This is a genomic window from Wolbachia endosymbiont of Kerria lacca, from assembly GCF_051602725.1.
Lineage (GTDB): Bacteria > Pseudomonadota > Alphaproteobacteria > Rickettsiales > Anaplasmataceae > Wolbachia.
Map to the genome: position 1 here is coordinate 17,675 of NZ_CP192272.1, position 21,342 is coordinate 39,016.

Annotated in this window: 19 protein-coding genes and 2 tRNA genes; 15 read left to right on the forward strand and 6 right to left on the reverse strand. The window is 33.4% G+C overall.

Going from position 1 to position 21,342, the window contains the following annotated elements; all coding sequences use genetic code 11:
- Nucleotides 1–272 precede the first annotated feature (272 nt).
- From glmS to ACQ4M0_RS00125, 3 genes are all read right to left on the reverse strand, one after another.
- Entirely contained in the window at nt 273–2,084 is a 1,812-nt protein-coding gene (gene glmS / locus ACQ4M0_RS00115; protein ID WP_438456410.1) for a glutamine--fructose-6-phosphate transaminase (isomerizing), read from the reverse strand.
- An 8-nt stretch (nt 2,085–2,092) separates the two neighbouring features.
- Nucleotides 2,093–2,506, reverse strand: a complete 414-nt coding sequence (yajC, locus tag ACQ4M0_RS00120; protein ID WP_006012489.1) for a preprotein translocase subunit YajC — start codon at nt 2,504–2,506, stop codon at nt 2,093–2,095.
- Between the two features lie 130 nt (nt 2,507–2,636).
- Nucleotides 2,637–2,713 (reverse strand) — tRNA-Asp (locus tag ACQ4M0_RS00125).
- Between the two features lie 181 nt (nt 2,714–2,894).
- Between ACQ4M0_RS00125 and rpsB the strand changes: the two genes are divergently transcribed.
- The 5 genes from rpsB (at nt 2,895) to ACQ4M0_RS00150 (ending at nt 7,054) form a co-directional block, all read left to right on the forward strand.
- Nucleotides 2,895–3,710 (forward strand): 30S ribosomal protein S2, encoded by an 816-nt coding sequence (gene rpsB, locus ACQ4M0_RS00130; protein ID WP_012482019.1) that lies wholly within the window; start codon nt 2,895–2,897, stop codon nt 3,708–3,710.
- Nucleotides 3,707–4,552, forward strand: coding sequence for a translation elongation factor Ts (tsf, locus tag ACQ4M0_RS00135; RefSeq protein WP_108784350.1), 846 nt, complete (start codon nt 3,707–3,709; stop codon nt 4,550–4,552). Before rpsB ends, tsf begins: the two co-directional genes overlap by 4 nt.
- On the forward strand, nt 4,536–5,279 hold the full coding sequence (gene pyrH, locus ACQ4M0_RS00140; RefSeq protein ID WP_010407219.1) for a UMP kinase: 744 nt from the start codon (nt 4,536–4,538) through the stop codon (nt 5,277–5,279). Before tsf ends, pyrH begins: the two co-directional genes overlap by 17 nt.
- Before the next feature lie 7 nt (nt 5,280–5,286).
- The gene (gene frr, locus ACQ4M0_RS00145; RefSeq protein ID WP_007302601.1) at nt 5,287–5,844 is read left to right on the forward strand and encodes a ribosome recycling factor; all 558 of its coding nucleotides are present in this window, start codon (nt 5,287–5,289) and stop codon (nt 5,842–5,844) included.
- A gap of 193 nt (nt 5,845–6,037) precedes the next feature.
- Complete coding sequence (locus ACQ4M0_RS00150; protein ID WP_012482020.1) at nt 6,038–7,054, forward strand: substrate-binding domain-containing protein; 1,017 nt, start codon at nt 6,038–6,040, stop codon at nt 7,052–7,054.
- Between the two features lie 102 nt (nt 7,055–7,156).
- Here ACQ4M0_RS00150 and ACQ4M0_RS00155 read toward each other — a convergent pair whose 3' ends face one another.
- Nucleotides 7,157–8,125 carry a hypothetical protein gene (locus ACQ4M0_RS00155; protein WP_007302603.1) on the reverse strand — a complete coding sequence of 323 codons (969 nt, stop codon included), beginning with the start codon at nt 8,123–8,125 and terminating at the stop codon, nt 7,157–7,159.
- A gap of 124 nt (nt 8,126–8,249) precedes the next feature.
- Here ACQ4M0_RS00155 and ACQ4M0_RS00160 point away from each other — a divergent pair, with 124 nt between their 5' ends.
- On the forward strand, nt 8,250–9,707 hold the full coding sequence (locus tag ACQ4M0_RS00160; protein ID WP_438456411.1) for a TrkH family potassium uptake protein: 1,458 nt from the start codon (nt 8,250–8,252) through the stop codon (nt 9,705–9,707).
- Between the two features lie 71 nt (nt 9,708–9,778).
- Nucleotides 9,779–10,336, forward strand: coding sequence for a dCTP deaminase (gene dcd, locus ACQ4M0_RS00165; protein ID WP_006012513.1), 558 nt, complete (start codon nt 9,779–9,781; stop codon nt 10,334–10,336).
- On the opposite strand, the gene ACQ4M0_RS00170 is transcribed toward dcd, so the two are convergent.
- Nucleotides 10,337–11,362, reverse strand: a complete 1,026-nt coding sequence (locus ACQ4M0_RS00170) for a hypothetical protein (protein ID WP_438456412.1) — start codon at nt 11,360–11,362, stop codon at nt 10,337–10,339.
- A 126-nt stretch (nt 11,363–11,488) separates the two neighbouring features.
- Nucleotides 11,489–12,724 (reverse strand): metallophosphoesterase family protein, encoded by a 1,236-nt coding sequence (locus tag ACQ4M0_RS00175; protein WP_052265037.1) that lies wholly within the window; start codon nt 12,722–12,724, stop codon nt 11,489–11,491.
- 190 nt (nt 12,725–12,914) lie between these two features.
- Between ACQ4M0_RS00175 and ACQ4M0_RS00180 the strand changes: the two genes are divergently transcribed.
- The 8 genes from ACQ4M0_RS00180 to ACQ4M0_RS00215 all read left to right on the forward strand — a co-directional run bounded on the left by ACQ4M0_RS00180 (nt 12,915) and on the right by ACQ4M0_RS00215 (nt 21,195).
- A tRNA-Leu gene (locus ACQ4M0_RS00180) sits at nt 12,915–13,002 on the forward strand.
- Nucleotides 13,003–13,022: 20 nt separating this feature from the next.
- Complete coding sequence (locus ACQ4M0_RS00185) at nt 13,023–14,108, forward strand: GTP cyclohydrolase II (protein WP_438456413.1); 1,086 nt, start codon at nt 13,023–13,025, stop codon at nt 14,106–14,108.
- Nucleotides 14,109–14,180: 72 nt separating this feature from the next.
- On the forward strand, nt 14,181–14,861 hold the full coding sequence (locus ACQ4M0_RS00190; RefSeq protein ID WP_007302609.1) for a virB8 family protein: 681 nt from the start codon (nt 14,181–14,183) through the stop codon (nt 14,859–14,861).
- Nucleotides 14,848–15,639 (forward strand): P-type conjugative transfer protein VirB9, encoded by a 792-nt coding sequence (virB9, locus tag ACQ4M0_RS00195; protein ID WP_029237539.1) that lies wholly within the window; start codon nt 14,848–14,850, stop codon nt 15,637–15,639. Before ACQ4M0_RS00190 ends, virB9 begins: the two co-directional genes overlap by 14 nt.
- A gap of 16 nt (nt 15,640–15,655) precedes the next feature.
- Nucleotides 15,656–17,167, forward strand: coding sequence for a TrbI/VirB10 family protein (locus ACQ4M0_RS00200; RefSeq protein ID WP_438456414.1), 1,512 nt, complete (start codon nt 15,656–15,658; stop codon nt 17,165–17,167).
- Nucleotide 17,168: 1 nt separating this feature from the next.
- Nucleotides 17,169–18,161 (forward strand): P-type DNA transfer ATPase VirB11, encoded by a 993-nt coding sequence (gene virB11 / locus ACQ4M0_RS00205; RefSeq protein WP_438456415.1) that lies wholly within the window; start codon nt 17,169–17,171, stop codon nt 18,159–18,161.
- A gap of 30 nt (nt 18,162–18,191) precedes the next feature.
- Nucleotides 18,192–20,210 (forward strand): type IV secretory system conjugative DNA transfer family protein, encoded by a 2,019-nt coding sequence (locus tag ACQ4M0_RS00210; protein ID WP_438456416.1) that lies wholly within the window; start codon nt 18,192–18,194, stop codon nt 20,208–20,210.
- A 100-nt stretch (nt 20,211–20,310) separates the two neighbouring features.
- Complete coding sequence (locus ACQ4M0_RS00215; protein WP_213863946.1) at nt 20,311–21,195, forward strand: P44/Msp2 family outer membrane protein; 885 nt, start codon at nt 20,311–20,313, stop codon at nt 21,193–21,195.
- Nucleotides 21,196–21,342 lie beyond the last annotated feature (147 nt).

The following is a 21,342-nucleotide window of genomic DNA, read 5'->3' on the forward strand; positions in this document are numbered from 1 at the left end:
ATATTAGAAAAATATTAGTAACATTACATAAGAGACTGATATTAGTTTTCAATTTTTCTGTTAGTTAATTCTTGCTTGCTAGGTTAAGTTGTGTCTGGTAACCATAATGGCAAATCTTGTTAATTTGAGGCGTGGATTTTAGCCTCTCTCATCCTTACATTAGTTACATATTCTTTCGCAGAGGGCTAATGATAGCAATGAATTTATTAGTAAAATTCAGTAATTTATAACTGACAATTAGAGCTGTTAATTAGCAACTCACTTTAAATAAGTTACTCAACTGTGACAGATTTAGCTAAATTTCTCGGACAATCTACATCTAAGCCTTTTTTTTCTGCAATAGAATAAGCAAGAAATTGCATAGCAACACTGTAGATAATTGGAGAAACAAAATTGTCAACTTCTGGAAGTTGCACCACATCTATGCAAATTCCCTTTAAGAGCGGTGCTCCTTGCTTATCACTAAAGGCAATTACTTTACCTTTTCTTGCAATAATCTCTTGTATATTGGATAGCGTTTTAAAGAATAAATTATCGTAAGGAATAATTGCGATAACAAGTACAGTAGAGTCTATCAAGGCGATAGAACCGTGCTTCATTTCTCCCGCTGCAATACCAATTGTGTTGATATATGAAAGCTCTTTTATCTTCAATGCACCTTCCATTGCAACTCCATATGAGCTTCCTCTCCCAATTATAATTATATTGTTGTGCTCTAATATACTGCCTGATATATGTTGTATTTCCATCACATTCAAAACATGCTCTACATGTTCGGGAATGGAATTAATAGCACCTCTTAGTTCCTTTATCCTCTCTCTACCCAGTATACCTTTTATTTTTCCAAGCTCTACAGCAAAGCATGCTAAAATTGCAAGCTGCGTAGAAAAGGTTTTTGTCGAAGCAACACCAATCTCAGGTCCAGCAAGAGTATGCAATACAATATCTGAGGCTTTTTCTATGCTGCTATTAAATGTATTAATTATGCTAATGATCATTTGTTTCTGCAATCTCGCATAACGTAGTGCTTCCATAGTATCTGCAGTTTCACCAGATTGAGAAATGAATAAGCCAATACTACCTTCTTCGAGCTTGACGCTGCTATACCTAAATTCTGACGAGATTTCTAGATATACCCGAATTTGAGCAATACTTTCCAGCCAACACTTTGCTATTAGTCCAGCAAAATAGGATGAACCGCATCCAACTATAGTAATGTAACCTAGTTCAGAAAATAATTCTTTGTTGATTTCTTTATATTGTTTATAAAATTGATTTATTGTTTTGTTTAATGCATACGGTTGCTCAAAAATTTCTTTTAGCATAAAGCTAGGGTAACCATTTTTACTAATTAGAAAATTTCTTGGACTGCTATTTTCTGTTCTGCGTTTAACTTGTATACCATTATTATATATACTGAATTCGTTAGATTTTATTACTGCAATATCATTATCTTCTAAATGCAATATTTTTTCTACAAATGAATTCAAAGTATTAGTATCAGAAGCAGCAAACACTTTATTACAGTTATATCCTATTGCTAAAGGCAAATTTCTTTTTGCAACAAATAAAGTATCTGGATATTCTGCAAATAATAAAGCCAAAGCAAGTGAACCTTGTAAATTGTTTAGACACTGTAATATAGAATCAATTGGTGATAACCCTTCATCAAGATATGAAGTTAATATGTTTGGTATCACTTCTGTATCAGTATCGGTGTGGAAAGATACTCCCTTTTCCTCCAGATCCTTTTTTAATATATTGTAATTTTCAATTATGCCATTATGAGCAACAACAACATTATTTATATAAATGGGATGAGCATTTTTAAGATTTGGAGCTCCATGTGTAGCCCAACGAGTATGTGCTATACCAACTTTGCTACTAGATATCTTGCTCTCATGAACAACTTCACACAATCTTTCAACTTTACCTTCTGATTTTTTTACTTCTATCTTACCTCTATTATTTATAATTGCTATACCTGAAGAGTCATAACCTCTGTATTCCAATTTTTGCAACGCGGTTAGTAAAGTTGGTATTACTGAATCACCGCTACTTACTATACCTAATATTCCACACACTTCTTAAATTATGAAGCATTTTTGTCTTTTTTACTTTCCTCTAGTTTATTTTTCTTGCCATTCTTTTCAACTTTGCTTTTTTCAATAGATTTAGCTACTGGCTTTTGAATTTCTTTATTTAAGATTTCAGATATAGCAGACTTTAGGATTTTTATTTCAATTTTTGGTGCTATTTCTAGTATTAGTTGTGCATTTACTTCGTCAACTTTGTTTACTTCACCTATTATTCCACTAGAAGTAATAACCGTATCACCACGTTTTATTTGATCTATCATCCTTCTATGTTCTTTTAGTTTTTTGTGATTGGGACGAATAATGAGAAAATAAAATACTACAAATATTAAAATGAGTGGAATAAAGCTAGCAACAGATGCTGATACATTGTTAGTCGCATCTGCCGCAAAAACCTCAGAAATGAACATATTTAATCCCAATTATTAACGATAAAGTTAAATAGATTAAGCAGCAATTACAATATCATGTCAAGTCTCTGAAAGAAATTAATTCAAATTAATAAGAAAGTTAAGGAATTTTAAGGTGTTTCTGCTGTAATGGCGGGAGTGATGAGACTTGAACTCACGACCTCATGCGTGACAGGCATGCGCTCTAACCAACTGAGCTACACCCCCCATTGCTTTTTAACGTTTGCAATCTTAAAGCTAATCAACGTGTTGCTACTTGTCAATATTTTTTGTTTGCGCTTTTTTGTCTTTTTTATTACTATGTAAATAACTTAATTTCACACATGGCTTATGCAAGTAGTCCCGTTAGGGTTATGCCATGGAGGATAAACTATTTGGAGGAGTAAATATGACAAATTTGCCTAAAGTCACTATACGTGATTTAGCTGAATCTGGTGTGCATTTTGGCCATAAAGTTAGTCGCTGGAATGCGAAAATGGCCCCATATATATATGGTGTACATCAACAGAATCGTATACACATAATAGACTTACGAAAAACATTACCATTGTTAGAGGCGGCAATGAAAGCTTTATACGATGTTGCATCTCAAGATGGTCGCATTTTATTTGTTGGTACGAAATTTCAAGCTTTAGATATTGTTGCAAGTGAAGCGGTTCGTTGTGGTCAATATTATGTAAATGATCGATGGCTTGGTGGTATGCTTACTAATTGGAACACTGTTTCTTCTTCGATAAAAACTTTGATACAATATGAGAAAATATTAAATGATGAAGATAGTATCTTAACAAAAAAAGAATTAGGAAATATTGAAAAGAAAAGAAAAAAGCTTGATAAAGAATTGGGTGGCATTAGAGAAATGGGAGCAGTTCCTGATATTTTATTCATTATTGATACTAACAAAGAGCATATAGCGGTTAAAGAGGCTAAAAAACTGGGTATTCCTGTAGTTGGAGTACTTGATACCAATTCTGACCCAGATGATATTGCCTATCCTATATCAGGAAATGATGATTCAAGAAAATCAATAGAGCTCTACTGTAAATTAGCTGCTGATTCTATATTAGCTGGAATAGAGTCTAGTTTGACAAGGTCTAGAGTTAAGGATGATGAGCTTATTCAAGAAAAAGAAGGGGGTATTGTGCAAACTAAAAAGAAGCGTATGAAGGATGAAACAGAAAGGGAGGTAATAGTAAGTAAATGAAGATGGATTCAAGTAGTATAAGGGAATTACGCGATAGAACAGGGCTTGGCTTAAGCGATTGTAAGAAAGCGTTAGAAGAGTGTGATGGTGATATTAAGAAAGCCGTTGATAGGTTACGTACAATAGGATTTGCTAAAGCTGACAAAAAGTCTGATAGAGTAGCTTCAGATGGGCTTATTGCTATGTGCTTGGCTAAAAATTATGGTGTATTGGTTAAAGTCAATTGTGAAACTGATTTTGTTGCTAGAAATGAGAAGTTCATAGCATTAGTTTCAAATTTAGCATCAATTGCTTGTCAAGAACGTTGTACTAGTCTTGATGAGTTAAAAAATGCCAAATATGAAGATGTTGGTACAGTACAGGAAGCTATTATGAGTGGTACATCAGTTCTTGGTGAGAAGTTAGAGTTAAGCAATCTTTGCTACCTAGAGACTAAGGATGGGATTATTGCTGGCTATGTACATGGTGATATGCATGGCTTAGGTAAGATTGGTGCTTTAGTAGCATTGCAATCATCTGGTGATAAACAAGAGATTGGAAAGCAAATAGCTATGCATGTAGTTGCTATGAAACCTGAAGCTTTATCTATAGATGATTTAGATCAAGAAAAATTAAACAATGAGCGTTCTATAATTGAGGAGCAAGTAAAGAGCTTAAATAAACCTGAAGAGGTAGCGAAAAAAATAGTAGATGGACGAATGGCTAAATACTATGAAGAAGTTGTTCTACTAGAGCAGAAGTTTATAAAAGATGATAAAATGAAGATTGCTGATTTTATAGAATCAAGTGCTGTTAAATTAGCTAATTATAAGTTACTTACTTTGGATGGTGCAAATAAGTAACAAAACTTCAGAAGTAAAGTACCCCAGAGTGTTATTCAAAATCTCTGGGGAGGCTTTGATGGGATCAAAGCTATTTGGCCATGATATGGAAGTTATAGATAAACTATCCAAAGACATAGTTGAAGTTTGTAATCTTGGAGTTCAAGTTTGTATTGTTGTTGGTGGTGGGAATATTTTTCGTGGTGCATCAGCATCTTTAAGTGGCTGTGAAAGAGCAAGCAGTGATTATATTGGAATGCTTGGTACTGTCATTAATGCTTTAATTTTGCAAAATTTTTTAGAAAAAAGCTCTATAGTCTCTAGGGTGTTGTCTGCTATACCCATGACTACTATATGTGAACCTTATATAAGAAGGAAGGCTATTCATCATTTAGAGAAAGGTAGAGTAGTCATTTTTGCAGCAGGCACAGGTAACCCATTTTTTACTACAGATACAGCTGCAGCTTTACGTGCTGTTGAAATGAATTGTGATGTTATTTTAAAAGGTACTCAAGTAAGTGGTGTATATTCTGCCGATCCAAAAAAAAATGAGAATGCTGTGATGTATGATAGGCTTTCTTATACAGATCTGCTAACTCGTGATTTAAAAGTTATGGATGCATCAGCAATTTCACTTGCTCGTGAGAATTCTATCCCAATTGTAGTTTTTTCTTTAAAAAGAGAAAAAATGGTTGATATTATTAAGGGTCAAGGCACTTATACTATAGTTTCAGATTGTAAACATTAGGTAATTTATGTTAAACGAAATAAAAGCTAAAACAAAAGAAAGAATGCTAAAAACTATTCAGTCTTTTCACGATGATATGAAAGGTGTACGTACTGGTAGAGCTAACGCATCATTACTTGATGGTATAGTTGTAAATATCTATGGTGGACATCAAAAACTGAACCAAGTTGCAGGAGTTTCAGCTATAGATAACAAAACTCTATCAGTTAAAGTTTGGGATGCTACTGCTATCGGTGAAGTAAAAAATGCGATAATCAATGCTAACCTGAATTTAAATCCTGTTGTTGAAGGAAATACTATACGTATAGTTCTTCCAGACTTAACACAAGAAACTCGTGAAAAATTAGTGAAATTATTGCATCAATTTTCTGAAAATGCACGAGTTGCAATTAGAAATATACGCAGAGATGTTATGGAAGAAATAGAGGAAATGAAGAAAAATAAGGAAATCTCAGAAGATGATTTTCATGTTGCCAAAAAGGAAATACAAAACATTACTGATGATAATGTAAAAAAAGTCGATGATGACTTATCTATTAAAGAAAAGGATATATTGCATCATTAAGTTAATATGAAAGAATTTTTCAGTATTGAAAAACATAAGAGGATTCGATATAGATACAGTTGTATGAATGCTGTGATTCAGATCTCATCATTACGCACACATTTGATCGTTATACCTTTTGAAATCTAGAAAAAAAGCTTTTCAGTTTGATTTTTTATTACGATAATTAAGTTTACACTCTTGAGCGAAAACGATGCTGAAACGCCTTTTCCTTATTTTTGCATTTGTATTACTCATCCCACTGTCAAATGTTGATGCCAGAAGATATATCAGAATTGTTGGATCTTCAACTGTTTTTCCTTTTATCTCATTTATATCTGAAGAATTCAGCCGTATATTTTCCTTTAAAACTCCAGTTGTAGAATCGATAGGAAGTGGATCAGGGTTCAAAATGTTTTGTTCAGGAATAGGGGAAGGCACACCAGATATCACTACTTCATCTCGCCCTATGAAGGAAGTAGAGAGAGAATTATGTAAAAGAAATAAAGTGAATGAAGTAATAGAGATAATAATTGGCTATGATGGAATTGTTATTGCAAATTCAAATCAAAGCCATAGATTTGATTTTACAAAAAATGACCTGTTTGAAACTTTATCTTCATATTCTGAAGACAATGATAGATTAGTAAAGAATAACAAGAAATTTTGGTCTGATGTAAATCAAGCTCTACCAAAAACAGAAATTAAAATCTATGGCCCACATCAAAATACAGGTACACATGAAACTTTGATTAATTTTATTATGCTTGATCAATATTCATGTATGAACTCAAGGATTTTCAAAGAGAATTATCAAGACCAAGAAAAAAGAAAGAAAGCATGTAGTAATATCAGAGATGATGGAAGATATATAGAAGTTGGAATTAATGAAAACATAATAATACAAAAATTGAAGAGCAATAAAAATGCTTTAGGAATATTTAGCTTCAGCTTTTTAGCGAAAAACCAAGATGAGATTCAAGGAAGCACAATCGCAGGAATTGAGCCAACTTATAAAAATATATCATCGGGGGAGTATATGTTAGCAAGGCCTTTATATCTTTATATAAAGAAAGAACACTTAGATACTGTTGATGGATTAAGGGAATTCATTAGAGAAGTTGTAGACTCTATTAGTACTGAAGGTGGATATTTATCTAGGCTTGGCTTAATTCCACTTTCAAGCGAAAATATAAAAAAAGTCTTGGAAAAGGTTCGTGATATAATATGATGACTTTGATATTTTTTTATTCTGGATACTAGGTTAAAAATAGAACGTTTAAATTTCTTGTTTTTATTGTTATCATACTTAGATTTCCTAAGAACTTATTTACTACAAAATACAACAAGTTCTATTTATTTGAGAAAGTTGTGCGTCTTGTAGAACAGATTTTGTTGTAGGTTTCTCTGTAGCTATTTCAAGGTTTTCTTCTATGGTTTTTTGTTCTCTGTAATCTTTAACTTCTTGAATGAAATCTTCAAGCCACTTCTCACTACCTATCTTGGCATGTCGTTGTTGCTCACCTTTAAGAAGTTTTATTACAGCTGCATCTTGATTTTCAGGCACTCTTTGATATTTAAGCCACAAGTCACGAATATCAGGAGGAGCTTTTTTCAAATGAGCTTCAAAGGTTGCTTTTGTGTCTTTTGTACTTTCTTCTTGTTGATCTTGATGGAATTTAAACCAGAAATTGCGAATATCAGGAGAAGCTTTATCCCAAAGAAGTTTAGTAATTTCTTTTATATTTCTCAGATCTTCTTGTTTCAATCTTTTACCATCACCTATATATCGTTTATTAAGACCAACTTGCAGAGGATAAAGTAAAAGGGTAGTTTTGCTCTGTGAATGTATAGGTCTATTTAAAATCATTGCTAGATTTGTATCACAATCTTCTAATACTGCTTTAACTTTTTTAACATCTAAATAATCTATTGCTTGACGTAATTTGTGGTGAAGATCACTTGTTCTCTTTAAGTTTTTCACTTTTTGCATATGCGAATCATCATTTCCTTTCGCTTCTTGCATAGCTATATCACACGAAATACTCTCAATTTTTTGCTCCATTTTCTGTATACATTGATTAATTTCCTTTTGATTTTTTTTGAATATAATCAACTGTGAAGTGGTACAAGGGTTAGGTAGATCGTCTTTAAACTCTTTTTGTATATTACTAGGTAATTCGCTTTTCAAAACTTCTTGTATATCGCTATCGTAATTATTTTTTATATTCTCAAAGTTGCCTTGTATAGCTTCACTAATTAATGAATCTCGAATGTTTTTTTGTCTGTCAGTTAATAACATACCTTACCTCTATCTCTTATGGCAAATTTAGCGCTATAATTATACGTATTTATAATCAAGTCAAGAGAAAAAATTAGCAAAGCGGTTGAAGTTTTAATAACATATAGCTTTCACAGTACTGTCTATGGAAAGTCTGCAAGTTTTACGTTCAATTGCGTTTATTGTGGGAATTTTTCTATTGTTGTTTGGCGTAGCAATGCTTATTCCTGCTATTACTAATAATTATCTAGGTTACGAATGGAAAAATTTTCTGGTTGGATTTATAGTTACCTGCACATTTAGTGCGACTTTTATTCTACTGGGTAAACTAAATAGGGTACATGGAATGCCGGCAATTTTTGCGATTACCAGTTGTACCTGGATTGCATTATCTCTGTTTGCAGCTATTCCATTTTATCTTGATAGTTTAAGCTACATTGATGCACTGTTTGAAGCAGTATCTGGGATTACAACCACAGGAGCAACTGTTCTAAGTTACATCGAGCAACAATCTCCGGGGATACTACTGTGGAGAGCAATGCTACACGGTATAGGTGGTTTTGGAGTAATTACAGTAGGAATTGCAATTTTTCCCATATTTAAGGTTTTGAGCTTAAATAATGTACTCTATTCTGAGTACTCAGATGCTCTTAAAAGAAAGTTACCACATACGCGAAGCGTAGTAATACATATTGCAGAAATATATTACTGCCTAATTTTATTGTGCATATTTTCCTATTATCTAGCTGGCATGCCATTATTTGACGCAGTATGTCACGGAATGTCCGCTGTATCAACTGGTGGATTTGCTAACTATAACGATTCTATAGGCTACTACAATAACCCTATATTGGAGGTAATAACAATTATCTTTATGATTTTAGGCTCTTTACCTTTTCTGAGCTATTTAAAAATTGTAAGACGATTAGACGTTTGTTATGATGAACAGGTCTCTTACTTTATTAAGATAGTTGTTATTTCATCTTTGCTTGCTTGTTTTTGGTTATATAAAAATTTTGACTTAGGAGTATTTTTATTATTTAGGTACAGCACATTCACCATTACCTCCTTTATCACATCAACTGGCTATATAATGTGCAACTACTTGAATTGGAGCTTTATTTCAGTCTTAGCTTTCTTTTTAGCCTTTATTGGTGGATGTGGTGGTTCTGCTAGTGGTGGAATCAAAATCTTCCGTTTAGTCATTTTTCTAAAATCTATAAGGAATTACTTTAGCTCTTTATTAAATCCAAGTGAAAGCGATAGAGTAAAACTCAATGGTAAAATACTGGAAAATGATGAAGTTCAATCCGTCTTTACGTTTTTTGCGATTTACATGTTAACGTTCACTATATCATCAATAGTGATGTCTTACTTGAGCAATGCGGACTTTATAACTAGCATCAGCTCTGTTTCTGCAATGCTTACAAATTCTGGCCCAGGATTTAGTAACCTAATAGGTCCTTCAGGTAATTATTCCTCCTTTAGTGGTGGAGTAAAGCTATTTCTATCGTTTTTGATGCTGCTTGGCAGGCTTGAAATATTGCCAATTTATTTTTGTATAGGTAGTTTATACTGGAAACTTTGCCATTCCAGAGTGTAACGCTAATTCAGGTTTACATTTAAATTCTATTACATATTATTATAAGTATTACAAAACTTTAAAGGACAATTATGGCAGTTATGCCAGATAAATGGATAAGGGAAAAGGCTGAAAACTCTAGAATGATAGAGCCTTTTGTGAATCATAAAAGCAGTAAGGGTGTTGTATCTTTCGGATTATCATCTTATGGCTATGATGCAAGAGTTAGTAATAAGTTTAAGATTTTTACTAATGTTAATTCAGCTATTGTAGACCCAAAGAATTTTTCTGAGAATAGTTTCATAGATAAGGAAACAGATGTATGTATAATTCCACCAAATAGTTTTGTGCTTGCCAGCACAGTGGAGTATTTTCGTATACCAAGGAATGTACTAGTAATTTGTGTTGGCAAATCAACTTATGCAAGATGTGGTATCATAGTGAACGTCACACCTTTAGAACCTGGATGGGAAGGTCACGTCACACTTGAATTCTCTAACACTACTCCACTTCCTGCAAAAATTTACGCTAATGAAGGAGCATGCCAATTTGTGTTTTTAAGCGGCGAAAGTGAGTGTGAGAAGTCATATGATGATATGAAAGGAAAATATATGAATCAACATGGTATCACTTTGCCGTTAGTTAAGTGATTACTTTATAAAGCAAGATATTGTTGGTTTATATTGAAGATTACCAAAATGCTCTTTTATTAGTTCATCACATCTTTTATCGCCTAAAACTGCACGTGCAGAGTGATTTTTAAATGATTCTATAAAGCTAATAAAGAAATTTGTAGAAGGATTACTTAAAGCTTCTGCAACTTCTTTTTTTTCTTTATCATTGGAAAGCCGATTAAATAATTCTTCACCTTTTTTTTGTAGATCATTTTCAAACTCTTGTTTTACAGTAGCCTTATCCGCTCTTTGCAAGAAGAAAAATTCTTCAAAAGTGTACAAGGAAGAGACAATACTGTTAAAGGCACCAGTAAAACATGCACTGCCAACAAATACTCCATATTCTGTTTGCGATTCTACTAAATGTTTAACCAGTTGATATTTTCTCTGTGATATGCGGGTATTAATATCTATATTATCATCAGCACTTTTTTTATTTTCATCTTTACAAGCTTTCCAAACCAAATTTAAAACTTGCTTCAATGTTAATCCGCTTCCACTATGTGTATCAGGGTTGTTTTTTATACGCTCCAAGCACTTAAGTGCATGTTTTTTCTCATCTTCTGTGAGTTGATCTTTATCCACAGCTTTTTGTGTACCATTTGCTATACACTCTAACTGATCAATAAATCCTTCTATTTCCTCTATAAACTTATCATCAACATCAGGCTCGCCATAGTTTTCTTTTAGCTTTTGAACGTTAATATTAATTGCATCATTTACATTAGTATCATGCGTTGTTTGTGGGACACGCACTGCCTCCATAAATGCTTCAGTTCTTTGCTCTAACCATTCTGGTAATTTGCCTCCTGCAAGAAGATATAGCTTACCCAATGCTTGAGCAACTAGAATTAACGCTATGACAAAAACAATAAATGCTATGAGTAATACTACAGCTAAACCAATGACTAGCCATCTCACAGGGGCTAGTAAAATATCTCTTGCCTTTTTAAATTTCGACATTCTTTGTATGTTATCTGGTGTATTTACTGCTACTGGCATAATTAATTTTAAATACTCTTACTACCATTAATATACTATATTTCTCTTATTTTGTCAACTCACATTTCTACTTCTCTACTTTTTCTCGGTAAGGTCAGTAATCGATAACAACAAATAGTCCTAATTTTAATTTGTTTTAAGTTTAAAGTCTTTCGTTAGGTTTGCAGAATACATTTCCTTATTATCTTGGTTATAGAAAGTAAATTTGTGATCGTCTAAACCTAATATTGCAAAGCCAAAGCCGAAAAAGTTTCTAACTTCGTGTGCTAAGTAATTTCTACTATTTGGATAGTTAAATTCTACGTTTTGATAAACAGGTTCTTGATCTTGAGCGTGTAATAATGCACCGCCGTTTCCAACTATAATCTGATCTGGAACATTATCCATTAATAAAATCTGGGCTATATGAATGTGGCCAGAAACTATGGTAGTAACATTGCTTGGAAATTTATCTCCAAAAGCTTCAATTTGTGTAAGATTGCCATGGCTTTTTAATGTCAAAAATTCTTTTTTTGGAGATCTCCAAAGTGGTTTATGAGTCAAAAACCACGTGGGCTTATCTTGTATCAATTTATCAAACTGCCTCTCAAAAGCATCAACTGTGCTTTGGGTTGTAAAAATTTCCTCACCGGATGAAGAGTCGAAGATAAAAAACTTCATCGGCCCAGCATCTAAGAACCAACTGGAAATAAGATCTTCACATTTTTGAGGGGAAAAGGGGTATGAATCTAAATATCTGAACCATCCTTCATAAGCTCTATTACAACTCTCATGATTTCCACGAACAAAAAGAAAAGGAGATTGTGTTAAAATATCTTTTGCAGGCTCAAACCAATCAGCGTACCAAGCTTCTTTGCTATATCCATAAATATCGCCGCACTTTTTTGTGTTTCTACATTTTGTTTGTCTATAATGATAATCACCAACATGGATAATTAAATCTGGTTTATGAAAAGCGATTGAATCTAAATTTTTTTTCAAAGGCCAGTTATCTACAGAATTACATTCTTGCTGAAATAACATATTTATTCTACATCCTGTATCGCCAATGAAGGCAATTTTGCTGATCTTTTCCGCTAATACGGGAACTTTTATATTGTCAATACTAATGTTTTGAGCATTTGTTTCTACTATCAGTTCACAAACTGTTTCGGTATTGTTAATTGAGCTGCGACTTAGCATTTCTACTGCCTTATTATCGACGTAAGCAATGGGACACATGTTATTGTCTATAATCGCACGTATGCTTAATTTATTTTCTGGAATGATTTGAGACCATGTGTACAATATTTGTGCATGATTAGAGTGAAAGCTAATTGTAAGAGATAGAATTAAAAAAATGAAGATATTAGCTACTTTCATTTGTATAAAAACCTAAATTAAGAATTAGTATTAAGATTATCTTAAATGATTAAAGTTTGTAACCATAAAATTCATAGTTAAATTATACAGGCATTTCCTAAATTATCCTAGTATCAGATTGACACTTTAGATGAAAAATCCTAAAATGATTAAGTAATTTAAAGTAATTATATAGAAACTAGAATAAAGTGCGGTCGTGGTGGAATTGGTAGACACGCAGCGTTGAGGTCGCTGTGGCTCACAAAGCCTTGGAAGTTCAAGTCTTCTCGACCGCACCAAGTTGTTTGGTGTAGGTGAAATGTTTATAGGAAATCAAAGTAGAAATAAAGTAGAAAGGGCCATCAGTGAAGTCAGGCGTGGTCTTCCAATTTTAATATATGATGATGAAAATAACTATCTATTGCTTGCTGCTGCTGAAACTTTAGAAAAAAATTTATTTAGTCAATATAAGCTTATATCAGGTAATGTGTATGTTACTTTGACTGCAAGTAAGGTAAAATACATATGTCAGAGTAAAGAACATAGTAGCAAACGTCTGTTGATAAGCAATTTTGATGAACTGCTCCATTTAATAAACTGTTCAAAGGAAGATTGGATAAAAGAGTTGCAATGCTCAAAGACAATAGATGCGTATGCTGTTGCCTTGCTTAAGTTCTCAGAATTATTGCCATACGCGTTAGTGGCTGATATGACTTTTGAGAATAAACATGAAATGCGAAATTGGTGTGAAGAAAATGACATTATTGCACTAAATACGTTACTTGTGAATGATTTTCAACAAAATCATAGTGTGTATGAAGTGTGCAAAACATCATTATTTTTAAAGCAGACTCAAGAAGTAGATATCATATCTTATAGAACCAAAAGTGGCGGAAGAGAACATTATGCAATTATCATTGGCAATCCAGATAAAGATAATGAGCCATTAGTGAGAATTCATTCTGCATGCTATACAGGAGACTTATTAGACAGCTTATCATGTGATTGCAGAAGCCAGTTACATCAAGCGATTCAAATAATGACCGACTTTGGGAATGGCATTATATTATACTTGATGCAAGATGGGAGAGGCATTGGTTTAACTAATAAGTTAAGAGCATACAGTATGCAAAGAAAATATAATCTTGATACTGTTGATGCAAATAGAGTATTGGGTTTTGAAGATGATGAAAGGAGCTTTGCTGTTGCAGCTAAAATACTTAAGAAATTGAACATTAACAAAATACAATTACTTACAAACAATGGTAGAAAGTTATTAGAGTTGAAAAATAACGGTATAGAAGTTACAAAGTGTGTACCACTTATTATGGAACGCAATGAATATAATCATTCATATATGGAAACAAAATTTGGCAAGTTAGGCCATGGATTAAGGGTTTATTAGCTTTTTTGTTATAACTACTTTGTTAGCTTGCTATGTTAATTAATATAAGTTAAGATTTTTAAGAATATTGAGATGCTGAAATTTTTAAAACAAGAAAAAAGTAATGAGTCATTGGATAAGGATATAAATTGGAATTCAAGTCGCTATAGCACAGTTGTTGCTCAGAGAAATACTTTACTTTTATTTACATTAATATTACTAGTTGCAATTTCTATAAGCATATTAGCTATATTTAAAATTAGCACAAGTAGCACTATTGAGCCATTCGTTATAGAAATTGATAAAAAGTCAGGAATAGTGCAATTGGTTGATCCTGTTACAGTAAAACAATATTCTGCAAATGAAACGCTGAACGATTATTTTATTTCAGAGTATATAAAAGCAAGGGAGGTTTTTGACCCATATAATTATAATTATAATTATTATACAAAAGTAAGGTTGTTTTCTTCGCCTAGTGTATATAGTGAATTTAGCAATTATATAAAATCGCAGAATATGAATGACCTTTTTAATTTATATTCAGATGCTAAAGGTGAGTTGAAAATTCGTTCAATTCAAAAATTAGGTAATGATGCTCTTCAAGTGAGATTTTCTATAGAATTTACACGAAAAGATGGAAATTCCTCAAGGAAAAATAAGATAGTTGTGATGTCGTATAAATATGCATCGCTTGAAATGAATGATCAGCAAAGATATATTAACCCGTTAGGGTTTCAAGTTATTTCATATAGAGTAGATGATGAATATGTGTAGGATATTGTTAGTTTTAGCTTTACTAATAAGTGGCAACTTAAATGCATCTATTAATAATAAACCTATTTCTGTAGATAGTAGAATAAAGACTTTTGTATATAGCCCTAATGAGGTGTTTACAGTAATTTTTAGTCAAGGTTACTATTCTTATATTGAGTTTGCAGAAGGGGAAAAAGTCAAAAATATTGCTGTTGGTGATGCATCAAGTTGGAAAATTAATCCTTATGATAATAAACTGCTTGTCATGCCATTTGAAGTCAGTAGTCGCACTAACATGATTATTACGACAACTAAAAAGAGAAATTACATTTTTGATCTAATTTCAAGACCAAATTACGATAAATACCCAGATACTGATGCTAAAAAAGTGGATCATGATTATTCCGTTGAAAAGGATATATCTTACGTAATACGTTTTTATTATCCTCAAGAAGAAGATGAATTTGATGTTGATTTAGATGAGGTTTCTTTACCTACTCAAATGCAATACATTACAGAAAAGCCAGAAAAAATAATACAAGAAAATAATACGAGGTACAACTATACATATATTGATGAAGGTGGTAACATAGATATAGTTCCAATTGAGTTATTCGATGATGGTTATTTAACCTATTTAAAGTTTAGAAATAGTAATAAAATTCCTCAGATTTTTATAGAAGGCGAATCCTGTAAAAGGCTGTTATTTGATGATTATGTTGTAATAAAAGGAGTACATAAAAAGCTATTAATGCGTTATGAAGGTAGTGAAGTTGAAGTTATAAATAGGTCACTTTAGTTCTGGTACATATAATATGAGTAAAGAAAGGCATAATAGTGTAGAAGATGAATCAGAGATAGAAAGCAAGGTAGTAACAGTTAGCTCTAATCAAGGTTATAAGGCATTGATGATAGTTATGGTAGCGCTCTTAGTTGGTGGAGTGTACTATCTTTATTTTAGTCCTTCTAATAAAGAGGGTCCAGAGATTGTTAAAAAAGAGGAAACAAAGCAAAACATTCAAGAATTGAAAGGAAAGTTAGAACAAGTTCCAGATAATGTAGTAGTTTCCGAGAGGATAGCAACTGATCTCTTGCCACCCTTACCTCCTCTTCCTATCCCACAAGTCATACCAGAAGTAAAACAAATCAAAAAAGAGGAAGTGACAAAAAAAGAAGAGCAACTAAAAGAAATTCCCTTGTCAAATATACCTGTTTTACCAAAGCAAAATTTTCCTTCTGGTAATGTTATTAGCAATTTGCCTACTTCATTTCCTACAATAGGGGGTGGCGGTTATCCTAGAGACAGACGTAGTGCACAAATGTTAGCAATTTCAGGTAGTAGTGGGGAAGGTAAAGCTACAGATGCTGTTTTATCCAATACCTCAGCACAGTCGAGCAAAGCTACCAAAGCTGGAAAGCTTGGTTTAATGATTATTCAAGGTAAAGTTATTGACGCTATTCTTGAAACTGCAATAAGTTCTGACTTAAAAGGAATGCTCCGTGCTGTTGTTAGTAGAGACGTTTATGCAGAAACTGGTGATACAATTTTAATACCAAAAGGTTCAAGGTTAATAGGTGGTTATTCATTCGACTCAAATGTTGCAAAAGCCCGCGTGAACATAAATTGGAATAGGATCATTCTTCCTCATGGTATAGATGTTGCTATTGCATCATCTGGTACCGATGAGCTTGGAAGGGCAGGGATAGCTGGAATAGTTGATAATAAAATAGTAAGTGCATTATTCTCTTCAGTGGCACTTGCTGGTGTTTCGATTGGTTCAGCTGTTGTAGGACAAAAAGCCTCTAATCTTATCGATGCGCTAACTGCCATGTATGCAGAGAAGTCTATTACTGCAACTGAAATAGATATTTCTTCTCTCAAAGGGGCTATTGTTGAGAGATTGGAGAATTCTATAAAAACTGAAGTTGGGAAGGTAGGAGACGAAAAATGGAAATTGGGTATTAGGGCTATTGAAAAAATTCGAAATGCTAAAAGTGATCAGGATTTGCTGAGAATAATAAAGGAAGAAATAGTAAGTGTGATAAAAAGTTCTGGAGCTAGTGGAGTTGATACAATTACTAGTGACAATATCGGTATAACTTTAGACGATGTACGTCAACTGTTGAGGCAAACTCAGAAAAGAAGCAAGTCTGTTTATGATGAAGAAATTGGGAAGTCAATCAATGATTTTTCCAAAGACATGCGAGATATAGTTGATAGGAGTGTAGATAAAAAACCAACTATTTATGTTAATCAAGGAACTGCATTGAAAGTATTTGTTAACCAAGATATAGTATTTCCTCCACAGTCAATATTAAATAACTGAAATGAACTATGCTGCACTTGATACATACTTGGAGCCATTACAAGGGATATTTCAAGAGGAAGGTGTAAATGAAATATCAATAAATAAACCGAAGGAAGTATGGATTGAAAATCGCGGTGAAATAAGATGCGAAAAGTTAGAAATATTTGATCTTAATCATTTAAAATCTCTTAGCAGGTTGATTGCTCAAGCTACAGAACAAAAACTGAGCGAAGAGACACCGCTGCTTTCAGCTACATTACCAAATGGTTATCGTATACAGATAGTGTTTTCTCCAGCATGTGAGCCTGATAAAGTAGTCATTTCAATTCGTAAACCTTCTTCTATGCAATTGGCATTGGATGATTATGAAAAAATGGGGGCTTTTTCTGAAACTGTTATAGGAGTGACCGATAATCCAGTAGATCGTCACCTAGATTTGCTACTGAAACAAAAAAAAATAAAAGAGTTTTTAGAATATGCTGTAATAAGTAAGAAAAATATCATAATTAGTGGTGGAACTTCCACTGGTAAAACCACTTTTACTAATGCTACTTTGCGTGCTATTCCATCTGAAGAAAGAATTATTACTGTTGAAGATGCGAGGGAGATAGTTTTGAATGATCATCCGAATAGAGTACATCTTATTGCTTCTAAAGGAGGGCAAGGCAGGGCAAAAGTGACCACTCAAGATTTGATAGAGGCATGTTTACGTTTAAGACCAGATAGGATAATAGTTGGTGAATTACGTGGAGCAGAAGCTTTTAGTTTTCTTAGAGCAATAAACACTGGCCACCCAGGGTCAATATCAACTCTTCATGCGGATAGTCCGGCAATGGCTCTTGAGCAAATAAAACTTATGGTTATGCAAGCAAATCTTGGCATTCCCCCAGATCAGATCATACCATACATTAGAAATGTAATTGATATTGTTATTCAGCTAAAAAGAACCAGTGGAGGCAAAAGAAGCATTTCTGAGATATTATTTACTAGATCTTCAAATGAAAATACTTAAATTTATACGTAAGTTAAGAAAAAGTAGTTTATGAGTAATGGAAATCACCTACGCAATATTCTCATAGGAGGTGTAGTATCTTTTAGCATACTTGAATTTTGCTTCTATTTGTCTGGTATATTATTCTACCTGTTTGTTGACGGTCCAGATGGTGTAGATTTTAGAGCAATTAATCCTAGCTTGACACCTTTTCCTCAAGCTCTCTGGCCGACAATTTTTGATCATATACAATATTGTTGGCATCATCCAGAGCTATATAGCTTTGAGCTCAAAATTAAATTAGTTGTATCTTCTATACTGCCTCAAATTGTTTTGATGATTATTTTGTGGAATGTGAGAGAAAGACTAATTGAGTGGCGGCCATTTAAAAAGAAAGAATCACTTCATGGAGATTCACAGTGGGCATCAGAGAAAGACATACGAAAAGCGGGATTAAGAAGCAAAAAAGGTCTATTGCTTGGTAAAGATAAGAGAGGATATTTTATTGCTGATGGGTTTCAGCATGCATTGCTCTTTGCACCTACAGGCTCTGGTAAAGGTGTTGGTTTTGTAATTCCTAATTTGTTATTTTGGAATGATTCGGTAATTGTGCATGATATAAAATTAGAAAACTATGAAATAACAAGTGGTTGGCGAGAGCGACAAGGACAAAAAGTATATGTATGGAACCCAGCGCAGCCAGATGGGGTAAGCCATTGTTATAATCCACTGGAATGGATTAGTGAAAAACCTGGACAGATGGTTGACGATGTGCAAAAAATAGCTAACCTAATCATGCCTGAACAAGATTTTTGGCAAAACGAAGCAAGAAGCTTATTTGTTGGGGTGGTACTATATTTACTTGCTGCACCAGAGAAAGTTAAATCTTTTGGTGAGGTTGTGCGTACGATGCGTAGCGATGACGTAGTTTACAATCTTGCTGTAGTTTTGGACACAATGGGTAAAATAATACATCCGGTAGCGTATATGAACATTGCAGCTTTTTTGCAAAAGGCTGACAAAGAAAGATCAGGTGTTGTGTCAACTATGAACTCGTCGCTTGAATTGTGGGCAAACCCATTGATCGATACTGCAACTGCATCAAGTGATTTTAATATTTTGGATTTTAAAAAGAAGAAAACTACAGTTTATGTTGGTTTAACTCCTGATAACTTAACTAGGCTCAGGCCTTTAATGCAGGTTTTTTACCAACAGGCAACTGAGTTTTTATGTAGAAAATTGCCATCGGATGACGAGCCTTACGGCGTATTATTTTTAATGGATGAGTTTCCAACACTTGGAAAAATGGAGCAATTTCAAACGGGCATCGCATACTTTCGTGGCTATCGAGTAAGGTTATTTTTAATTGTTCAAGATACTGAACAGCTTAAAGGAATATATGAAGAAGCAGGAATGAACTCCTTTTTATCAAACTCAACCTATAGAATAACTTTTGCAGCCAATAATATTGAAACGGCTAATTTGATATCTCAGCTTATAGGAAACAAAACTGTACAACAAGAATCATTAAACAAACCTAAATTTTTAGACTTGAATCCTGCATCAAGATCATTGCATATCTCTGAAACACAGAGAGCATTGCTCTTACCTCAAGAAATTATTATGCTGCCACGTGATGATCAGATAATTTTGATAGAATCGACTTATCCAATTAAGTCAAAGAAAATTTTGTACTATAGTGATAGCACATTCACAAGAAGGCTGATTAAACCAACACGTGTGCCTACACAAGAGCCATATGATCCAAACAAGGTCTTTTCTGCTGCTAACAAAGATAAGATTAGTAATGAAGAAGAGAGTAATGCTATTGAAGCTGCTGATTATCCTGTTGAAGATAAAACTGAAGATGCAATATACGATGAGCCAGGGATTGAAGATGGATTTGAAGACGAGGATATTGATGATAAGTTTGAAGGTGGTGATGGGTTTGATGATGAGGAAGACGATGATGGGTTTGATGATGAAGACAGTAAGGATGAATTTGACGATGATGATGAATTTGAAGATGAGGACAAACTAGACGGCAATAAAATCGAGGATAGAGGTTAATTTTACCTATTTTTTAGCTTAGAAAATAATTAGTTTTTTCATATTAAATCATTTTTAATTAATTAGTACTAGATTAGCTATTTTAACTAGAGGAATAGTCATGATGAGTAAAAAAACATTAGCAGTTACAGCACTTGCTTTATTGTTGTCACAACAATCTTTTGCAAGTGAAACAGAAGGATTTTACTTTGGTGGTGGATATTACGGTCAATATTTGAACTTGGGTAAGTTAAAAGCAAAAATTGGAGGCAAAGATGCTAAAGATGATAACCGTGTATCTATAAATGACATAGACGCTCAGAGAACAGAAGGTCAGTTAATAAGTAAGTATAAAGGAGATTATAACCCACCTTTTGCTGCAAATGTAACGTTTGGTTACACAGGAGAACTAGGCAATAATAGCTATAGAGCTGAATTGGAAGGGATGTACTCTTCTGTAAAAGTAGATAATATTGGTTTATCAAGTAATCAAGTAACTGTTTCGTATCTAAAAGACGTTAGTGAGAGTGCTAATAAAAAAACTTATATGTATAAAACTGTAATTAATCATGACCAAGTAGAAAACGCATCTGTAATGGCAAATGTTTATCATTATTGGAAAAGTGATAGTTTATCTTTTTCTCCTTATGTTGGGGTTGGAGTCGGTGCAACAAGAATGACAATGTTTGAAAAATCGTCAATAAGACCTGCAGGTCAATTGAAAGCTGGCTTTGATTATCGTATAAACGAAGATGTAAATATGCACATCGGATATAGAGGTTTTGGTGTTCTTGGTAGTAATGTTGATTTTGAAGCAGAGGTGTTAGGAGAAATGAAAGCAAAGCAACCGGTAAACCCAGATGGAAAAAAGATATTAGAATTGAATAAAAGTCAAAAACCATCGGACCAGAAGTTACACAAAGAAAGTATCAGTATAGGCAATCAAGTGTTTCACACACACGGTATAGAAGCTGGTCTTACTTTTCATTTTGCAAGCAAAGCTTAACTCTGATAGAGACTATTTTCCTTGTAGCACGTCTGCGTCACACGACTGTAGCTGCTAACCAGGTGACAACTTTCTCGTTATCTGAATATTTTCTTTCTTGTAATTCAGGCTCTTTTTTTCTCAGTTCCAGCGTGTAGCGCTGGAACA